Raw genomic sequence first — 20,194 nt, forward strand, 5'->3', positions numbered from 1 at the left:
TTCTTTTCGATAAAATGAAGTAGAAGGAGGTGTAGTATGAGAATCATTTGTTCATTTCAAGTGAAAAAAATACCGCTTCATTATCGGATGGCGATTGTTTCAATCCTTAAAGAAAGTATACGAGCATCCAGTGAGGAGTATTACGAGCGGCTATACGCTCAAGCAAATGCAACAAAACCTTTCGTTTTCTCGCCTTTTTTGAAAAACTTTCACTTCAAAGGCAATGAAATTGAGTTAGAGGAACTACGCGTTACTATTAGCTCGCCTGATTATGAGTTTTTACTTCATGTGTATAACGGTTTGCAAAGTAAAAAAAGGTTTGAATATAAAGGATACGAATTTATTCGGAGAAAAACAGTAATGGGAGATGAAAAAAAGATTACATCATCTACTGTTGTCTTTCGAACGCTCTCGCCTTTGTTAGTAGAAGATGAAAACAAATCGCCAATTGCACCAGATGACAAGAATTATGAAAAACATATCAATTATTTAGCCGATACGATTTTATATGAATACCGTGGCAAAGGATTATGCAGACCGTTAACGATACGACCTATTCGATTTAAAAAGACGGTTATCAAAGAATCTAATCATCAATTTGCTGAAAAGTATGGGGAAGAACAACATTTATTTTTTACCACCTATCACGGTTTGTTTAAGGTAAGTGGGGATCCTGCTGATTTACAATTACTTTATCAGCTTGGTTTGTCCAAACGGCGCAATCAAGGATTTGGAATGCTTGAAGTAGAGGAGGTGAGGGAATGAAGGTCGATTTGCACATGGGCGAATGGATGGTCAACATGGGGCTTGTTGGATTATATCGTGTGTTTGAATATGGACGAAAAAACGGAATAATTAGCGATGAATACAAAGATAGCGTGACAGCTAAGCCGTGGGGAATTGAACTTGATACCGATGTACTTCCGCAATTGCCAAAGGCATATTTTTTGTATTTGTTGGAGGAGTATGGTAATAAATATAGTTCGATAAGGAAAGCTAGAGAGAAAATCAATATATATATCGAAGAAATTCAAACACAGTCTGAGTTCAAAAAAAAGGTAAAAGAACTAAAAAAACTTATCGAAGAAAACAGCAAAAATATACTAGAGTATTTCCCTAACGAGGAACTAGAGAATATGCTAAAAAAGTTAAGGGAAATAAATAGGTATGAACATATAGAGCAATTGTATGATTGTGTGCAAATATTTCAAAATATCTCTGTTAACCCAAAGGTTGATCAAAAGCTTACTTTTCAAAACATAAAAGACCAAATGTTAAGAAACTTTTTAGGGCAAACTTCGTTTTTGAATAATAGCAGTAGGAAAAAAGATTTTGAAGAAGTAATTTTAAAAGACTATATTACTCCTGTTTTACAAGATTTACAGTTTGAGTATGTATTAGAGAATGCGCAGTCTTCAGATAAGATTATTTCGTTTCTTTCTAACTATAGAAATCGCAGCGAATTTAAAAAATTAGAAAAAATATGGAGAAAATTAGATTTAGAACAAATACATTCTAGCTCTAAATCATATTTAAATAAGTGTTCCGTTTTTTCAGATCATATTGCTTTCTATAACTTTACTGAAAGTATTTTCTATCCATTGGGTATTTCTGGAGAAAACATTAACTTTAGCTGGAATTTTAAAGACGATAGTCTAGTTCCCGTTTCTTCTTTGGCGAAACTTGTATTGTTATTTGCACCAGCAGGAACTGTTACTTACTCCAAAAAAGAAAGAATCAACGATGAGATTCTATATAAAGACTATAGTGCATTTGTTCAGCTCGATAGTTCATTTCAAGAGATTATACAAAAAAATAATCACTTTAAACAGCTAAAACAAAACCAAGAACCGTTTGACAGCATTGTTAGCAAATTACTACGTCCGCTAAGAAAAGAAGCTGAATACGTAGTTGAACATTTATTTTTTATTGAGTTTTCATCAAAATACAAGGATCGTAAAAAAACACATTTACACTACTATCATTTGCCGATGTACTTAGCCCATTATTTCAAGCAACATGCAGATACGCTCGATTATATCAAACCATATGATTATCGCGAACAGTTCGTACAATATGTGTTGCGTGGTGCGGATCCAATTCATGTCATCTATAACTATTTGCGCGATTGTATTAAAAATGAAAGAAGTACGATTGGCCCGTACATTGCCGTGCGGGAGCGGAATCGAATTTTGCAGTTCAAAAAGGGAGTGAGAGATATGGCCACGACAGATAAAACAGATAAAAGAGTGAGCGCGTTGTTTATGCAAGGACGGGAAATCCGTGATGCGATTATGCGTTCAAGCGGTTCGGAGAAAAAAGTAACAAGCATTGCGTATCGCTTATTAAACGCTGCAAAAGCAGGAAATAGAAAAAGTTTTATGGACACGCTTTTGCGTATTTACATGTCGGCAGATCGCCCTATTTCGCCTATTTTCTTAAATGCTTTACATGAACGGGACTTAGACTTTGCGACAGTTGCGAATGCGTTTATTGCTGGGTTATTAGCAAATCAGTATAAAGAAGAACAGGAGGAAGTTCAAGCATGAAAAAAGCGTTAACGATGACCGTCATTTTTCAAGCAAACTCATTAAACTATGGAGAAGGAATTGCTAATATTTCAGAGTTAAAGAAATTTCATCGTGGCGATGGCGAAGTATATACGTACGCATCACGCCAGAGCATTCGCTACGATATCGTTCGCCTTGGGAATGAGCTGTTTGGATGGAATTTAGATACTGTTACAAAGGCGAGCGATGGAGGAAAAAGTGTCGTTCAATTCAAAAAAGATATTTCAATCAGAGATTCAGTGGAAATGGATCTATTTGGATATTTAAAAACAAAAAAAGGTGAAGAAGGAGAAAAACGTCCAGCCGTTGTTCGTCTGAGCCATGCGATCTCCCTTGAACCGTATAAAAGTGATTTGGAATTTTTAAATAGCATGGGGCTTGCAAGTCGAATTAGACAAAATGCTGATTTGGTAAGTATAGAACAACACCATAGTTTTTATACATACACGCTTACCATTGACTTAAACCGTGTTGGTGTGGATGGAGAGATTGAACTTCCAAACGAAGAAAAAGCGAATCGTGTACTCCAGCTGCTTGAAGTTTTAAAAGTGCTAAACCGTAACATTCGCGGACGACAAGAAAATTTATCTCCTCTTTTTGTCATCGGTGGAATGTATAATGTCGCCAATCCGTTTTTCCTCGGGCGCGTGCAACTAAGTGTAACAGGGAACGGATGGGTCATTCAAACGAAACCAATTAAAGAAACGATGGAACAAACATTTGCTGGGGAAGCGATCGGCAAAGATACACGCATCGGTATATTGAGCGGTGTTTTTGCAAATGAAGGAGAGTTGTACGATTTATTCAACGAGCAAGTGATGCCTGTCGAACCGTTTTTCCAATATGTTTCAAAACAAATTCAAGCGTATTACGGTGTTTAAATATGAAAGCGTTACGATTAAAACTATTTCAAGAAACAGCGTGCTACAAAAAGCCGTTTGCTTCCAAAGTGGCGGAAACATATCCCCTTCCTCCATATTCAACCGTAAAAGGAATGATTCATGCTTTGCTTGATGCCAATCAATTCATTCCGATGCGATTGAGTGTGCAAGGAACGTATGAAGCAAAGTTGCTTGATTATCAGCGATACTACTTTTTCAAAAAGAAAGAACTATCAAGCTTCCCTCTTGTACTAGATGGATTGGCGCGAATGGAATTTTCTTACGATAAAAACGAAATTACGACGATGCCAATGTACACGCATTTATTGCACAACGTTCATTTATTAATCCATATCGAAGCGGAGCAACACATATTAGAGCAAATCATTCATGCTATCGAACATAGTACGACTCATTACAGCCTTGGACGTTGGGAAGATTTAGTTCGGATTGATGAGTATAAACTTGTGGAAGTTCAAGAGCTTGAGGAAGAGAAAACTTTACAGCGAGATGCTTATATTCCAATCCATCTTCTTGACCGAGAAACAAAAAGTATTCCTTATCAGCTTAACTGGAAGTATGAAATTGTCAATGGGATTCGGCAGTGGGAAAAAATCAATGTTGGGTATGTGCAAAAAGGGATTGAGGTGCCAGAAGGAGTATGGAATGATGAAGATGGGGAATTAGTCTTTTATCATCTATAGGAGGGGCAACGATGACTTTTTATGCAAAATCGGAGGGAAAAGAGACGATTCGTGAACATACGGATCGTCTCCTTCATAATTTAAATTTGTTAAAAAACGCTTACGGTTACAAATTCATGTTAATGGACGAACAAATGTGGAAGCTGTTAGAAATCGCCGTACAATATCATGATGTTGGCAAAGCAAATACGGTATTTCAAAACAAAATTCGTCAGGCGATTCGTGAATCCATGTTAGAAACCGATATTGAAACAAATGTACCTCACAATTATTTATCAGTAGGATGTATCCCTCTAAAACAGCTAGATCTCACAAAAGAAGAAGAGCGGCTACTTATTCACGCGGTTGGTTATCATCATGAGCGAGAGCAACTTCCAGAGAAAGAAATGATTCGTAATGTTTTAGAAAACGATATAAAAAAGCAGTTACCGCAACTAAGTGAACACATGCGTTTACCAATGACAGAAAAATTTTCATATCGATTCATTGACCGATTATTAAATCGATATACGTATCATGATGGAGAAGAGTTTTGGAAATATGTCATGATTAAAGGGTTGTTACATCGTTTAGACCATGCGGCGTCTGCTCATATTGATGTTGAAAGAGATGTGGAAAAGTCGATTTACATAAACGTAAATGAATATATGAAAAAACAAGGATTTCATAAAAACGATTTGCAACAATTTGCTGAACGGCATAGCGATAAGCATGTGATCGCGATTGCCCAAACGGGAATGGGGAAAACAGAAGCGGCACTTTTATGGATTCAAGATGATAAAGCATTTTTTACGTTACCACTTCGGGTAAGTATAAATGCGATTTATGATCGAATAAAAGAAAAAATGGGCTATGATGCCGTTGGATTGCTACATTCAACAAGTGTGCATTATTTAGTAGACAAAGAGGAAAATTGGGAAGAATTAAAGCAACAGTCTGAACATTTTGCGAAGAAGCTATTGCTTACAACAATTGATCAAATTTTAAAGTTTCCTTTTTACTATAAAGGGTTTGAAAAAGAACTAGCCGCAATGGCGAATGCGAAAGTGGTTATTGATGAAATACAAGCATATGAGCCACGGATTGCAGCGATGTTGATTAAATCGCTCGAGATGATTCATCATGTAGGCGGAAAATTTATGATTATGACTGCCACACTTCCGACTTTATATTTAGAAGAGCTAAAACAGCGAAATGTGATTAACGACGATGAAATTGCTATCGGGGAGTTCATTGATACAAGCGTCCACCGTCATCGTATTTGCCTTCGCTCCGAGTGTATTGAGGAAACGATGGGGGAAGTGTTGGACTTGGGAGAAACATCGCAAGTGCTTGTCATTGTCAATACAGTTCGTAAGGCAATGAGTCTTTACGATAAATTTTTAGATTGTGATACACAAGCTCCCGTCTACTTACTTCATTCACAATTCACACAAGAGGATCGTCAGCTATTAGAAAAACGTATTAAACAATTTAATGAAAATAATGAACGAGGAATTTGGATTACGACTCAACTTGTCGAGGCGAGTATTGACATTGATTTTGATTATTTGTTTACAGAAATGTCAACGTTAGATAGCTTATTTCAACGTTTTGGACGTTGTTACCGTAAAAGAGCGCTAGACCATGACAGTTGCAACATTCATATTTTCACTGAAAATATCTCCGGTATTCCGAGAATATATAACGAACATCTTGTAAACGAGAGCATTCGGCTGTTAGAGCAATACAATTACCAAATTGTTGACGAACGTACTAAGGTAGAAATGGTAAAGCAACTATATGATCGAGAAAGATTAAAGGGAACATCATTTTTGAAAGAATTTGAAGATGCCTTATACATGTTTGACAATCTTGATCCATACGGAATGGATAAACGAGAAGCGCAACAAAAACTACGTGATATTCAAAACATTCAAGTCATTACTCGGAAGATATATGATCAAATCGAGCATCTATTCGAGCAATATAAGAAAGAGAAAGAATGGAAAAAGCGATTGAAATTACGGATGGAAATTGAAAAGAAAACGGTTAGCGTTCAGCGATATGTAGCAGAAAAATATGTGTCGGAGCGCTTGCCAAAGCCATTTGATCATATATATATTGCCGAAGTTGAATACGACTTTAATCGAGAACAGTTGAAAGGAAAGGGAATTTTGCTGGATAAACCTTCTTCTAATTTTTCCTAAGAGGAGAGGCTTATGTCGATGATTAGCGGTGTGCAAATGCAGTATTACAAAGTGTGCAAGCGAAAGTTATGGTTGTTTTCAAAAGGAATTGCGATGGAAAATGAACATGAGCGAGTGGTAGAAGGAAAGATTCTACACGAACGTGCATATCCACGTTTGGAAGAAAGAGAAATTTTAGTAGACGATTCGTTTAAGTTAGATGCTTTGGATGGAGAGTACATTCGCGAAATTAAACTTTCAAGCAAAATGTCAGATGCTGATCGTTTTCAAATGTTGTATTACTTATATGAGCTAAAGAAGCGAGGTGTTAAGAAGAAGGGGCTAATTAGCTATACGAAAGAGCGGAAAACAGAAGAGGTAGAACTAACGGAAAAAGATGAAAAAGCGATTGAGAGGGCGATAAAGGAAATTTATGCAATCGTGCATTCATCTTCCCCGCCGCGGTTAAAAAAACTTCCTTATTGTACAAAGTGCGCGTATTATGAATTTTGTTTTGCGTTAGAGGGTGATGATTAAATGTTAAGGGACCACTATATTTTTTCTAACGGGAGGCTGAAACGAAAAGACAATACGTTATACTTCTTCGATGAAGAAGAAAATAAAAAAAGCCTTCCCGTCCATCAAACGGACAATTTATATGTATTTGGAGAAGTAGATTTAAACTCGTCGTTATTAAATTTATTGAGCCAGCACGATGTTCATCTTCATGTATTTAATTACTATGGCTTTTATGCGGGAACGTTTTGTCCACGAAATAAAAAAGTTTCAGGATTTACTGTGGTACAACAAAGTGCTCATTATCTAGATCCGGAAAAACGGTTATATATGGCAAAGTCGTTTTTGCAAAGCGCAGTGCATCATATGTTGAGGAATATTCGACGATATAAAGAAAAGACGGAACAATATGTACAAAATATTGAAGAGGAAGCGAAAAAAATGGAGTGTGCTACGACAGTTCAAGAACTAATGGGGATAGAAGGGCGCATTCGTCAACATTATTATCAGTCATTTAATGCGATTTTAAAACAAGATTTTATCTTTGAAAAACGAACGAAGCAACCGCCACAAGACCCGCTAAATGCGCTTATTTCGTTTGGAAATTCGCTTTGTTATACGACTGTTTTGTCAGAAATTTATAAAACGCAATTAGATCCGACGATTAGCTTTCTACATGAGCCATCAACGAAGCGATTCTCTTTATGTCTAGATTTAGCGGAGATTTTCAAGCCATTGATTGTCGACGTAGTGATTATTTCTTGCATTAATAACCGCATTATTACTCAGAAGCATTTTGACTTTTTAGATGGGATGGTCTTGCTAAATGAAGAAGGCAAAAAGCGTTTTATTAAAGAGTGGGATGAGAAACTATCAACAACCGTACAACATCGAAAACTGAAGCGAAAAGTAAGTTATCGATATTTTATTCGTTTAGAATGTTATAAGCTGATTAAGCATTTCATTGGCGATGAACCTTATAGACCATTGAAGGCATGGTGGTAATATGTTTGTAATTATTACGTACGATGTTGGAGAAAAACGTGTAAATAAAGTGTGCAAAAAATTAAGGGAATACTTAACATGGACGCAAAACTCCGTGTTCGAGGGGGAAATCACGAAAAGTTTGTTAATGAAATGTTTAAACGAAATTGATCAAATCATTGATGAAGATGAGGATTCCATTTATATTTACGAAGTGGCTAATCCAAAGAACATTAAGAAACAGGTATTTGGACAAGAAAAAAACTTTGACGAACTGTTTCTTTAACATTTGCAGTGAACCTATAATTTTAAAAAATGGGTCAAAATGCTTGATATATCAACGAAAAATGCGGTATTTTTGAAGAAGAAGAAAAACACAACTGGCACTTTACTGCAAAACGTAGAAAATTGTCATATCAACCATTCTCCAAAATCATTGATATGACAGTACTTTGTGCTTTTGGATTTTAGGGTTTTATTTGAACGTAGTGGGATGTAAAGGTTATAGATCGGTTACTTGCTAAACATCGCTTGAAAGGTTTTATTTGAACGTAGTGGGATGTAAAGATGCGGAAGAAGTCGAGCCAGTTATAGATCGGTTACTTGTTTTATTTGAACGTAGTGGGATGTAAAGTTCTTTTTGTTCTTGTTTTTTCTCCCATTCCTGAAACTGTTTTATTTGAACGTAGTGGGATGTAAAGAGAAATGTATTTATTGTAAGCACTGCAATCAGTATCAATGTTTTATTTGAACGTAGTGGGATGTAAAGGAGTGTGAAAGGTTGCTTTTATTATTTTGACTAAAGTTTTATTTGAACGTAGTGGGATGTAAAGGATGTACATTTTGACATTGTTTTAGGAAATCCACCGGTTTTATTTGAACGTAGTGGGATGTAAAGTTAAAAATATCAAAATTCCTATCATTACTCTTAAGAGTGTTTTATTTGAACGTAGTGGGATGTAAAGATCGATTTTATCACAATTACAACACGACAAAGAAAGTGTTTTATTTGAACGTAGTGGGATGTAAAGCATAAATTAAAAGAATATAACGGATTTCAAGAGCCGTTTTATTTGAACGTAGTGGGATGTAAAGGATGAATACGAAGCATACAAGCAACAATACGGTGACGTTTTATTTGAACGTAGTGGGATGTAAAGCAAGGTAAAAAAGTGTTTATTTATCGTACTGACAGCGTTTTATTTGAACGTAGTGGGATGTAAAGTGCTTTAAAGTCTGAATATGTAACTGAATCGGAACAGTTTTATTTGAACGTAGTGGGATGTAAAGTACATTGATATTGATGATATTGAAACTTATGTCATGTTTTATTTGAACGTAGTGGGATGTAAAGTTTGTTGAAGGTGAAATGTTTGTATGGTTTTGGTGGTTTTATTTGAACGTAGTGGGATGTAAAGAAAATGGAAAACAAATATCTGATATGGAGCGATTAGAGTTTTATTTGAACGTAGTGGGATGTAAAGCGTAAAAGATGGCTTATAGCATTAAGGCAAAATAGTTTTATTTGAACGTAGTGGGATGTAAAGAATAAATACTATATGAAGCCGTTTCCGATGAACAAACGTTTTATTTGAACGTAGTGGGATGTAAAGCAATCAACACGAAAATTATAATCAATTGCCAACAAATCGTTTTATTTGAACGTAGTGGGATGTAAAGTCAGTAATAACACTGGTGTTGTCGCTACAGCGATTCAAGTTTTATTTGAACGTAGTGGGATGTAAAGATGACGGACTGGCGTGATTTCTTTGAAGTTCGGAAGTTTTATTTGAACGTAGTGGGATGTAAAGGTGTCAGTATCCAGCACCTGTTGCTGATCGTCATTTTAGTTTTATTTGAACGTAGTGGGATGTAAAGCTATTTTTGTTTCTTTGAGTATGTTTGGAAAGTTGGTTTTATTTGAACGTAGTGGGATGTAAAGATGTGGAAAGCGAAAAAGATTTTTAAGCTCGGTCTATGTTTTATTTGAACGTAGTGGGATGTAAAGTTAGAACATTATACCGACTGGTACAAGGTAGCTGAGTTTTATTTGAACGTAGTGGGATGTAAAGCAGCACTATAAAGAAAAAGATCCGCGTACATTGTTGTATCGTTTTATTTGAACGTAGTGGGATGTAAAGTACAAGATTAAGACGCTAGCCGAGCGTGTGCCGTTTGGTTTTATTTGAACGTAGTGGGATGTAAAGCGCGAAGTTTATTTTCAACTTAGAAACGTGAAGCGCGGTTTTATTTGAACGTAGTGGGATGTAAAGTAATAAAGTTTTGCAGAGCGTCTTTACTTTCACGATAGTTTTATTTGAACGTAGTGGGATGTAAAGCGCTAATTAAGGTAGTCAGTAATGCGTCGTCATCCGTGTTTTATTTGAACGTAGTGGGATGTAAAGCATGAAACTATCGATAGTAAAGAAGGGAGAAACCTTTTCGTTTTATTTGAACGTAGTGGGATGTAAAGCAGAGCGAAATAAAGCGTCTAGCGAGGTGATAGGATGGTTTTATTTGAACGTAGTGGGATGTAAAGTAGGATGACGTTGACATTAAATTTAAAAAAGTAGCCGTTTTATTTGAACGTAGTGGGATGTAAAGACGTATTGACAATGGCTTCTGTGCTGTCATTTAACAGTGTTTTATTTGAACGTAGTGGGATGTAAAGTTAGAAGAATTAGAAGGACTTGAGTTTGAACAGCTCGTGTTTTATTTGAACGTAGTGGGATGTAAAGCTTCCACCGCGCGGAACGTACACTAAACTGGCAAGTGGTTTTATTTGAACGTAGTGGGATGTAAAGTTCTGTGCCGATTCTTCTGTCGATACTCTCGCGTAGTTTTATTTGAACGTAGTGGGATGTAAAGTCCAGTACGTTCCGTTTGTTTCAAACATCGGCGTATAGTTTTATTTGAACGTAGTGGGATGTAAAGTGTCATTGAGTCTGTTAACCAAACATACGACAAAAGTTTTATTTGAACGTAGTGGGATGTAAAGAAAACTCTTCTGTCAGTTTCAATTTCTGGTGTATTTGGTTTTATTTGAACGTAGTGGGATGTAAAGAAATGACACATGAACATATCTGTATTTGGCCACCCGTTTTATTTGAACGTAGTGGGATGTAAAGTTGCTGGTATTTTGTATCCCGTTTCTTCAAACGTTCCGAGTTTTATTTGAACGTAGTGGGATGTAAAGACATTGACCAACACAGCATCTTTTTCATCACCTTGTGTTTTATTTGAACGTAGTGGGATGTAAAGTAATTTTATCAATCGTTTCTTTCTCAAGCCCTAAACTTGTTTTATTTGAACGTAGTGGGATGTAAAGATCAATTTTAACGTGTCACTTCGAGTATTCATGAATATCGTTTTATTTGAACGTAGTGGGATGTAAAGTACTCCACGCTCCCTTGGCCTTTCTTGGCGCCTTTAAGTTTTATTTGAACGTAGTGGGATGTAAAGGATGCCTCCCAGCTTTCAAAGTCGCTTCCAATAAGGTTTTATTTGAACGTAGTGGGATGTAAAGCACTTTTTGAAATGTCGGCGTGAACACTTCTGACAAGTTTTATTTGAACGTAGTGGGATGTAAAGTCGGTTGATAGAATGTCCTCTACATCACCGACACCGTTTTATTTGAACGTAGTGGGATGTAAAGTATAAATTCCCCCTAATCTTAATATTTTTCTGGGAAAATGTTTTATTTGAACGTAGTGGGATGTAAAGTCGGTTGATAGAATGTCCTCTACATCACCGACACCGTTTTATTTGAACGTAGTGGGATGTAAAGCGATACACTTCAATCCGCAATGCAAAAGCAAGCTTGTGTTTTATTTGAACGTAGTGGGATGTAAAGATACTTGAATACTTCCGGTAACTCGTTTGCTAATTCTCCAGTTTTATTTGAACGTAGTGGGATGTAAAGAATAAAAAAGCACCCCGAAGGATGCTAAATCCCTTTTCGTTTTATTTGAACGTAGTGGGATGTAAAGCGTTGTGTTGCTTTTGATCGTTGAAATGTCCTCTTTGTTTTATTTGAACGTAGTGGGATGTAAAGTTGCAATATTAGTTAGTACCGCACACCAGTCGCCTGCGTTTTATTTGAACGTAGTGGGATGTAAAGTGTAATCATGTAATGGATTGATCGCTGTCTCGAATGGTTTTATTTGAACGTAGTGGGATGTAAAGATAACTCTTCTTCAAACGCAAGCAATATATCTTCATGTTTTATTTGAACGTAGTGGGATGTAAAGACTTGATACGTAAAACGTGATTTTACCTTGTATGAGCGTTTTATTTGAACGTAGTGGGATGTAAAGTGAATTACTATCTTCTCTAAGTTATGGTCATTATCGTTTTATTTGAACGTAGTGGGATGTAAAGTTGGAATTAAAAAAAGCCATCAAAGAACACAAATATGTTTTATTTGAACGTAGTGGGATGTAAAGCAGTGAGTGGCAGATCTGTTGTAAAAGACAACAGCGTTTTATTTGAACGTAGTGGGATGTAAAGGTATTAAAGCAAATTCTACAATTAATTTAATAAAAAGTTTTATTTGAACGTAGTGGGATGTAAAGGTGTGAACGTGACTTTGCTCATCACTCTTCCTCCCGTTTTATTTGAACGTAGTGGGATGTAAAGAATGATAAACGATAAACAAAACGCAAATCATTCATCGTTTTATTTGAACGTAGTGGGATGTAAAGCGAATTGTTCATAAGTTTTTCTAATTCGCTTGTTTGTTTTATTTGAACGTAGTGGGATGTAAAGAAACGAACGGGAGAGTATGCCAAAACGTTCACGATTACGTTTTATTTGAACGTAGTGGGATGTAAAGACGAAAATGTGTAATAGGAGGAGATTTAAAATGTCATAGTTTTATTTGAACGTAGTGGGATGTAAAGAAGGGCCGGAACGGAGTGAAGGACTCGCGCAGCGAGGTTTTATTTGAACGTAGTGGGATGTAAAGACATTTTCTTTAACATGCTCAATAAATTTATCTACTGTTTTATTTGAACGTAGTGGGATGTAAAGGCAACAGATCGCCGTATTTTGTTTTATGGTAAAAAGTTTTATTTGAACGTAGTGGGATGTAAAGTTATTCCCTACCTTTATTATAATGTATACATGTATGTTTTATTTGAACGTAGTGGGATGTAAAGGAACGAATACAAGAATTCCAACCGGTCGCTGACGTTGAGTTTTATTTGAACGTAGTGGGATGTAAAGCGGAAAACTCATATGATCGCATATCAGAACTTTCAGTTTTATTTGAACGTAGTGGGATGTAAAGTTAGAGGATGATTTGACGGCAGGGAATTTAAAACTGTTTTATTTGAACGTAGTGGGATGTAAAGAGCGATTTTCGCAGCCGGAATTGATACGGGCACATGGTTTTATTTGAACGTAGTGGGATGTAAAGCAAGCAAAATTCGACTTGCAATGGCGAAAACAAGGCGTTTTATTTGAACGTAGTGGGATGTAAAGTTTCCTCGTAGTCCGTCACCCACGGTCCCGCGTTCGCGTTTTATTTGAACGTAGTGGGATGTAAAGATGTAGAAGGGCTTCCTTCTACAGCCAAAGGCCCAAGTTTTATTTGAACGTAGTGGGATGTAAAGATTGATATTGTGGAAGAACTGAATTTGTTAGTGTCTGTTTTATTTGAACGTAGTGGGATGTAAAGCGAAATACGGCTTTTGCAATTTTGATACTTTGTGGGTTTTATTTGAACGTAGTGGGATGTAAAGATGCGCAACGTTCGGGGAAACATACGAACCTACCGGGTTTTATTTGAACGTAGTGGGATGTAAAGCCTTGTATTTCAATGACATCATTTGTTCCGGTTTCGTTTTATTTGAACGTAGTGGGATGTAAAGACCGAATATGTCTGAGCGATTCATTGAACAGCAGTTTGTTTTATTTGAACGTAGTGGGATGTAAAGGCGGAAAAGACGCCTCTTTCGGTGATGAAGCTTGTCCGTTTTATCTGAACGTAGTGGGAGAGATTTTTTGGCGAGGTATATAGAAACCTTTAGTTATTCACGTTTTGAAATTCACAAATTGTTCAAAACCTTGCGCCGGAGCTGCCCGTTTTTCCGTGTAAAATAAAAATAAAGAACCGGCGAGAGGGAGGAAATAGGGATGTTCGCAATGGTGATGGGGATTGTCATTACAGTATCAATTGCATTAATTATTAGCGCAGAAGTAAGCGTAGAAGCATAATAAGAGCGGCCTCTAAAAAGGGGCCGCTTTGTCGTTTGTGCACAGTGATTAGATGGCTTCCATGTGTGGAATGGTACAAGGGCGAATGGGCACATTATTTCTGTTAAGTGTTGTCGTTCTCTGCCTGAATAAGAATGCTTGTTGCAGTAGAGTGTTAGTTCATTCCGATGGTCGTCTTGACCGGATATCGATTGACATGGCTATTGCTTGCAGTAGATTTGTTGCTATGGCAATCTTGTTTTTAAAATGGCTAATGGTACTCGAAGTAATAGCAATGGACAAAATAGATAGCAATCCTTGCCAAAACCCTATGGAATAAAACCCTTATATAAAAAAGAAATAACCGTCCCCCTAGGCCAAAGGTGTGACGGTTATTTCAATCGCACTTAAAGGCTGGCCGCTCTTCTTGCGGCATGTAGTTGCGCTGACCGGGTGTTTGTAACACCCGGTCTTTTTTGTTTTATGCTTTTCTTAGCACCATTATACACAAAGCAAGGTGCATATTCAACGGAATTTGTGGACATAACTACCGCTTCTTCTCTTTTTCATTCCGGTAAAACTCATGAAAAATTTTCATCAATGCCCGCTTTTCGATGCGGGAGACGTAGCTTCTCGAGATGCCGAGTTCTTTGGCGATTTCGCGCTGCGTTTTTTCCTTTTGCAAATCAAGCCCAAACCGGCTAATAATCACTTCTTTTTCCCGCTCATCGAGCACTTCGATATACTTTCGCACTTGCTCGATTTCCATATTTAAATGAATTTCATCCGCCACATCTTCACCTTCTGATTTGAGCACGTCAATCAGACTGATTTCGTTTCCGTCGCGGTCTTGCCCGATCGGTTCATGCAAAGACACATCTTTTTTCGTTTTTTTTAGTGAGCGAAGATGCATCAAAATTTCAATTCTAATGTCAATAGTAAGCGGTAATAAATAACAGTTACAAACAAGCAGCCTCTAGTTTTGTACTGAGCACTTTATTTTCGATATAATCCAGCCGCCTTTCACAAATTTCAGCTGGTACGCGGAACGTTTCTTGCATTTCATAAATGATAAAGTCGCGTTTTTTTGAAAAATCGATATATGTAAGCATATGATAAGGGATCGCTGCAAATAACGTAAAGCGTTTTGCTTGTGATTCTTGAAAAGACCGAAATGAGTCAGTCATTTGCGATTGGTCGCCAACGTGTAAAAACAAATGCCCGACTTCATGAAAAAATACTTCACGGCGTTTGAGCGAATCTAAATCACGATGAAGCGCTACAATTTTCAAGTCGTCGCAGTATTCCGCAAACGATCCGAATTTTGACTCGACAAGTAAAATATCGAATTTCCTTGCGATATACTCTTCATCGAGCTGGGAAGGATAGATGATCCTGTTTTGCTTATATGCTTCCGAGATACGCTTTTCTAAGTCGCAAGGCTTATATAAATACATTCCACCTCATCCCCCAAAAGTTTTTTTCTTTTATTATACAAACATATGTTCTTATTTACAAGAAAAAGAAAAATCCCTAAGTTTGACCAAAAGGGATTTTATTTTTTCGCAGCTGCCGTCTGGCGTTTTGCTGCTTCTCGCTCTTTCCATGCTACAATTTTATTTTCAACAAACTCAATTGCAAAACAGTCTATATGATGTGTATCAGCTTCTGCAAGTGCTGCATTCGTATAAGTTGTAGTAGCAATAAACCATCCTTTTATGCACCGATGATTACGCTTTGCGCCAACTAATTCGCGAATTTCTTTAACCGTAATTTGTCTTCCCGAATTTATATAGTGTTTGCATTGCACGGCAATTTTAAATTTTTCTTTCTTGTCTGTAAGAATTAAATCAACTCCCTTGTCTTGTGAGGGAGGGGTGATTTCTGGATTGTAGCCCATTGCTTTGAAATATAAATAACAAAGCCGTTCAAATTCATAACCGTTTAAATCACGCAATGGTAGAGAAATGATTTCATCATCCGATCGGATACCATATTTGTTCTCGTTTAATGAGTTCTTAGCTGTTGATTTCTTTGAAGCATTTTTCTGAGGAGTTTTTTTCTTTGGAGAGCTTTTAGCCGGAAGCATTCTTTCAACTAAGGCGGGGATAACAATTATTCCAAACAACAACGTTCCCCAAAAAGCATATACGTTAGTGAACTTAGAATAGTTCAGCAGGATTACAGCGAGAAACGCGAATCCCACTAAACCAGCAATAAGTTGCCTATCTTTTTTACTCACGTTTAATTTCCCCTTTCCTGTTTTGCTTTCCACTTTATAAATTCAATATGCTTTTTTATTTCCTCGATTTCTTGTTCTGTCAGTCCTTCCATGTCAAAAAAGAAAAGGTTTTTTTCATTGTCTGTTTTATCTTGACCAGTTAGTAAATAATCAATTGAAACCCCAAAAAAGTTAGCAATTTTTAAAAGTGTTTCATAATCAGGCTCTCTCTTTCCTTGTTCATACATTGCATATGTAGTTCTTCCAACTCCTATTTTTTTTGCCACATCTTCTTGTCGCAACTTCATTCCGTTTCTTAGTTCTTGCAAGCGATCACCGAAGCTAATCATAAAGAGATTCCTCCTTTTTAAGATTAATTATAACGTCACATTCAGTGACAAAAAATATTTTACACAAAATGTGTAATTACATATTGACATTACACTATATGTGACATATACTTGAATTATCAATACGCAAAACGTGACATTGTAAGGGGGTGATAAAATGAGAGAGTGGCTCAAAAATAAACGATTGAACACAGGATTAACGCAAAAAGAAATTGCTAAATTAGTTGGAATTTCTCGGAGCACATACGCAATGATTGAAAATGGCGAGAGAAATCCAAGTGTTCCAGTAGCAAAGAGAATTGCCGATGCTCTTAAATTTGATTGGACAATTTTTTTTGATGATGAATGTCACGTTTTGCGTATTAAAAATTGCTCAGCTTAATAACGATAGGAGGTGTTTTTTTTACAAAAAGTTAAACGATTATGGCACAGCCCAACAAGAACTTGCATTTGTTTGTAATCATTGTAAATCAAACTAAATATCGAAAGAAGGTGTCGAAATGCTCAAAAAAACGCTTGTTGAAGAGATTGAGCATAAAAACAAAGCGATTATGTGCATTGACTATATGCTCGACGCGATTTTTCAAAAAGATTATGAAACGGCTGCGCTTGAGGCGAAAGAGTTTTTGTTCATCGTTGAAAAGTTGCAAGGAATCGAGGTCAAAAAAGCACGCCGCGCGGAGCTGGAACAAATAATCAAAGAGATGCAGCAGCGCGGAATTAAAATCGACTTTGCAGCGAAATTGTCGTCTTAACGGGGAGGGGATCGGGGTGAAAATCACCGTTGTAAAAGGTCCATTGTTCAACCAACTTGAAAAAGAAGTGTATGCCTATTTAGCAAAAGTCCTTCCAGATCAATATCAAAAAGTGAAGGAAAGCGACAATGAAAAAGCTTCATAAAAAAAGCAGCAAGTGCGGCAACACTTACTGCAAGGCACAGAAAAAATATTCTTACTGAAAATATAGCACGTTTCGCGGCATTTTTCCATATTCGGCTCTCCAAAAGAGAGCCTCGCAATTCAAAAAAAGGCGGTGTTTTCAATGAAAAAAGCAAAGACAAATGAAAATCCGATGGAAAAATACGTTCCTGCGGTCATGCGTTGGATTGAAAATACGTTTGATATGAGCGCGATTCAAGTCGAAGATTTTTCTGTTTTCCCAGCTGGAAAGCTCGTTCGAGACGAAAACGGGCACACGATGGTCGTTTTCTATGACATTTGGACAGAGCAAGTCAAATACACATTCCCGACAGGAAAGTGAGGAACGAAAATGCAAGCAGCGATTGACCTACAATCAGGACTTGAACGGCTTTTTCCTTCCGCGAAAAAGCCGTTAAAAGTAATTCGTTTAATCGGCTATTCGCGTATGAACACGGAAAACGATCCGAACAAAGCGTATAGCGTCGCAAAACGACCGTGTATGAAAGGCTGGCAAGATCTAAATCGTCCAGGCATGACAGAAGGAGAGATTCGTTCCTGGCTGCGGCAAAAAGGATGGACAGGGCTTGTCATTCCAGACGGTTATGACGTGATTGACATCGACGAACAGACAGAAGGGGAACTGATTTTCAAGGCGCTTTTGCGGGAAGGATATAAATTTCATGCGATTCGAACAATACGAGGCTTTCAATTTTTCTTTCGCTCGACATTAAAAATCAAAGGACAAGACGCGACAGTGCTCATGGCTGGCGGCTTTGTCGGCGACTATCGTCTTTCCGGGCGCGGTCAAGTGGTTCTTCCAAGCGAAAATACAGGCGGACGCGAATGGGTACATATTGCAGACGGGGAACTTTCGCCGATGCCGATTTATTTCGAACGATTAAAAAAAATCGACAAAACGCAGCGCCCGTTTCCGATCCCGATGCACGAGGGAGGACGAAACAACGCGCTGTACGCGCATTGCTGCCGGCTTGTTGAATTTGGCTACACACAAGAGCAAGTGCACGAAATAGCTAGTTTCCTAAATCGCTATTTTTTCCTTCCCCCTTTAGACCAGCGCGAATTTGCAAACACGCTGAATAGTGCGTTAAAACACGAGCCAAGCGGAACGAACTATTCCTCTCCGCCGCCGATGACTTCTCAAGCGCGGAAAGAAGGAGAACCGAAAAAGTTCAACCTAACGGAAATGGGCAACGCCGAACGACTTGTCGCTCGGAACGGTCAAAACTTGCGCTATTGTGTCGAATTTGAAGAATGGCTCATATGGGACGGAAAAACGTGGGTAGAAGACAAGAGGAAGCAAATTGAACGCATTGCGATTCGCACGTTCCGCGAAATGTACGCCGAGGCGGCGCACGAAGAAAACAACGACGCGCGAAACGAGTTGCTGAAATGGGCGAAGGCGAGTGAAAAAAGTTCGGTGTTTCTCAACTCAATTGCAAGGGCAGAAGCGATGTTGCCAATAAGTCAGGAGGAACTAAATATGGATAAATTTTTGTTGAATTGCGCAAATGGTGTGGTCGATTTACGGACAGGTGAGCTGCTTACTCATGATCGCAAATATATGATGACGAAAAACACACATATTCCATACGATCCAAATGCAAAATGCCCGACGTGGATTGCCTTTCTTGAGTCCATCTTTCGCGATGGCGAGGAAGTGAAACACGACATTATCAATTTCCTTCAAAAAGCGATTGGTTACGCACTGACAGGTGATATAAGCGAGCAGGTTGTTTTCTTCCTTTGGGGAACAGGGAGAAACGGAAAATCGACGTTTATAAACACCGTGAAGGCTTTGCTGGGCGACTATGCAAAGCAGACCAATTCCAATACGTTCACGGCTAAAATGAACGATTCCGGTATTAATAACGACATTGCCCGTTTACACGGCTCACGCTTTGTATCAGCTGTCGAAAGTGAAGATGGCCAAAGATTGAGCGAATCCTTAATCAAACAACTTACAGGCGGTGAGCCGATCACGGCGCGTTTTTTACGGAAAGAATTTTTCGAGTTTGTGCCAGAGTTTAAAATTTTCTTTACGACTAATCACAAGCCGATTATTAAAGGCGACGACGAAGGAATTTGGCGACGCATTCGCCTTGTGCCGTTCACGTACACCATTCCAAAAGAACAAGTGGACAAGCATCTTCCAGAAAAATTGATGAATGAGCTTCCTGGAATCTTACGCTGGGCGGTCGAAGGATGCTTGAAATGGCAAAAAGAAGGCTTAGGAGAGCCGGAGGAAATCAAAAACGCAACGAGCGAGTATAAAGACGAAATGGATCTTCTCAGCAATTTCTTGAATGATTGCTGCGTGATTCATCCAGGCGCGAAAGTCCAATTGAACGAGCTGTACAAAGAATATATCGACTGGTGCGAAGAAAACAGCGAGATTGCGATGAAAAAGCAAAAGTTTTCGGCGCGTTTAGTGCTGCGAGGATTCGAAAAACGGAAATCCACCGGAAACAAAACGTTCTTTTTCGGCATCGGTCTTTCAACCGAAAGTTACAAAGTTACCACTAGTTACTCAAATTCGGGTAAATCGCTTATAGGCGATACATTTACGGAAATACAGGAAAATAAGTCACTCAAGGTAACTAGTAACTTTGTTGAGGAAGAAATTTAGTTACTTAGTTACCATGAGTTACTCATTTCTAGGTA

16 protein-coding genes, 1 pseudogene and 1 CRISPR repeat array are annotated in these 20,194 nt (G+C 37.8%); of the genes and pseudogenes, 13 read left to right on the forward strand and 4 right to left on the reverse strand.

Features of this window, described 5'->3' with window-relative positions:
• Positions 1-36: 36 nt before the first annotated feature.
• Genes cas6 through cas2 form a run of 8 tightly spaced genes read left to right on the forward strand, consistent with a single transcriptional unit; the run spans position 37 to position 8,109 of the window.
• On the forward strand, positions 37-765 hold the full coding sequence (cas6, locus tag HNQ34_RS09610) for a CRISPR-associated endoribonuclease Cas6 (protein ID WP_183253962.1): 729 nt from the start codon (positions 37-39) through the stop codon (positions 763-765).
• Entirely contained in the window at positions 762-2,549 is a 1,788-nt protein-coding gene (gene cas8a1, locus HNQ34_RS09615; protein ID WP_183253964.1) for a type I-B CRISPR-associated protein Cas8b1/Cst1, read from the forward strand. Before cas6 ends, cas8a1 begins: the two co-directional genes overlap by 4 nt.
• Positions 2,546-3,451 carry a type I-B CRISPR-associated protein Cas7/Cst2/DevR gene (gene cas7i / locus HNQ34_RS09620; protein WP_183253965.1) on the forward strand — a complete coding sequence of 302 codons (906 nt, stop codon included), beginning with the start codon at positions 2,546-2,548 and terminating at the stop codon, positions 3,449-3,451. Before cas8a1 ends, cas7i begins: the two co-directional genes overlap by 4 nt.
• A gap of 2 nt (positions 3,452-3,453) precedes the next feature.
• Positions 3,454-4,155 (forward strand): type I-B CRISPR-associated protein Cas5b, encoded by a 702-nt coding sequence (cas5b, locus tag HNQ34_RS09625; protein WP_183253967.1) that lies wholly within the window; start codon positions 3,454-3,456, stop codon positions 4,153-4,155.
• 11 nt (positions 4,156-4,166) lie between these two features.
• On the forward strand, positions 4,167-6,344 hold the full coding sequence (gene cas3 / locus HNQ34_RS09630; protein WP_183253969.1) for a CRISPR-associated helicase Cas3': 2,178 nt from the start codon (positions 4,167-4,169) through the stop codon (positions 6,342-6,344).
• An 18-nt stretch (positions 6,345-6,362) separates the two neighbouring features.
• Positions 6,363-6,860 (forward strand): CRISPR-associated protein Cas4, encoded by a 498-nt coding sequence (gene cas4, locus HNQ34_RS09635; protein WP_183254045.1) that lies wholly within the window; start codon positions 6,363-6,365, stop codon positions 6,858-6,860.
• Positions 6,861-7,844 carry a type I-B CRISPR-associated endonuclease Cas1b gene (cas1b, locus tag HNQ34_RS09640; RefSeq protein ID WP_183253971.1) on the forward strand — a complete coding sequence of 328 codons (984 nt, stop codon included), beginning with the start codon at positions 6,861-6,863 and terminating at the stop codon, positions 7,842-7,844. It abuts the gene before it with no gap.
• A 1-nt stretch (position 7,845) separates the two neighbouring features.
• Positions 7,846-8,109, forward strand: a complete 264-nt coding sequence (gene cas2, locus HNQ34_RS09645) for a CRISPR-associated endonuclease Cas2 (RefSeq protein WP_012574449.1) — start codon at positions 7,846-7,848, stop codon at positions 8,107-8,109.
• 186 nt (positions 8,110-8,295) lie between these two features.
• Positions 8,296-13,762: a CRISPR direct-repeat array (repeat unit 29 nt; unit sequence GTTTTATTTGAACGTAGTGGGATGTAAAG).
• An 806-nt stretch (positions 13,763-14,568) separates the two neighbouring features.
• Here the strand turns inward: cas2 and HNQ34_RS09650 are convergent.
• The 4 genes and pseudogenes from HNQ34_RS09650 to HNQ34_RS09665 all read right to left on the reverse strand — a co-directional run.
• Positions 14,569-14,952 (reverse strand): annotated as a pseudogene (locus tag HNQ34_RS09650) (sigma-70 family RNA polymerase sigma factor); the annotation flags it as partial.
• 28 nt (positions 14,953-14,980) lie between these two features.
• Positions 14,981-15,478 carry an ImmA/IrrE family metallo-endopeptidase gene (locus tag HNQ34_RS09655; RefSeq protein ID WP_183253975.1) on the reverse strand — a complete coding sequence of 166 codons (498 nt, stop codon included), beginning with the start codon at positions 15,476-15,478 and terminating at the stop codon, positions 14,981-14,983.
• 98 nt (positions 15,479-15,576) lie between these two features.
• Positions 15,577-16,263 carry a restriction endonuclease gene (locus HNQ34_RS17715; protein WP_312856117.1) on the reverse strand — a complete coding sequence of 229 codons (687 nt, stop codon included), beginning with the start codon at positions 16,261-16,263 and terminating at the stop codon, positions 15,577-15,579.
• Positions 16,264-16,265: 2 nt separating this feature from the next.
• Positions 16,266-16,592, reverse strand: a complete 327-nt coding sequence (locus HNQ34_RS09665; RefSeq protein ID WP_183253976.1) for a helix-turn-helix domain-containing protein — start codon at positions 16,590-16,592, stop codon at positions 16,266-16,268.
• Between the two features lie 157 nt (positions 16,593-16,749).
• Between HNQ34_RS09665 and HNQ34_RS09670 the strand changes: the two genes are divergently transcribed.
• From HNQ34_RS09670 to HNQ34_RS09685, 5 genes are all read left to right on the forward strand, one after another.
• A complete protein-coding gene (locus HNQ34_RS09670; protein ID WP_183253978.1) occupies positions 16,750-16,974 on the forward strand; it encodes a helix-turn-helix transcriptional regulator in 225 nt (74 codons plus the stop codon).
• 118 nt (positions 16,975-17,092) lie between these two features.
• Entirely contained in the window at positions 17,093-17,347 is a 255-nt protein-coding gene (locus HNQ34_RS09675; protein ID WP_183183994.1) for a hypothetical protein, read from the forward strand.
• Between the two features lie 16 nt (positions 17,348-17,363).
• Entirely contained in the window at positions 17,364-17,492 is a 129-nt protein-coding gene (locus HNQ34_RS17720) for a hypothetical protein (protein ID WP_281375967.1), read from the forward strand.
• Positions 17,493-17,633: 141 nt separating this feature from the next.
• The gene (locus tag HNQ34_RS09680) at positions 17,634-17,852 is read left to right on the forward strand and encodes a hypothetical protein (protein ID WP_221277369.1); all 219 of its coding nucleotides are present in this window, start codon (positions 17,634-17,636) and stop codon (positions 17,850-17,852) included.
• Positions 17,853-17,861: 9 nt separating this feature from the next.
• Positions 17,862-20,159 carry a phage/plasmid primase, P4 family gene (locus HNQ34_RS09685; RefSeq protein WP_183253982.1) on the forward strand — a complete coding sequence of 766 codons (2,298 nt, stop codon included), beginning with the start codon at positions 17,862-17,864 and terminating at the stop codon, positions 20,157-20,159.
• The last annotated feature ends 35 nt before the right edge of the window (positions 20,160-20,194 follow it).

Source organism: Anoxybacteroides tepidamans (assembly GCF_014201465.1).
GTDB classification, from domain to species: Bacteria; Bacillota; Bacilli; order Bacillales; family Anoxybacillaceae; genus Anoxybacteroides; species Anoxybacteroides tepidamans.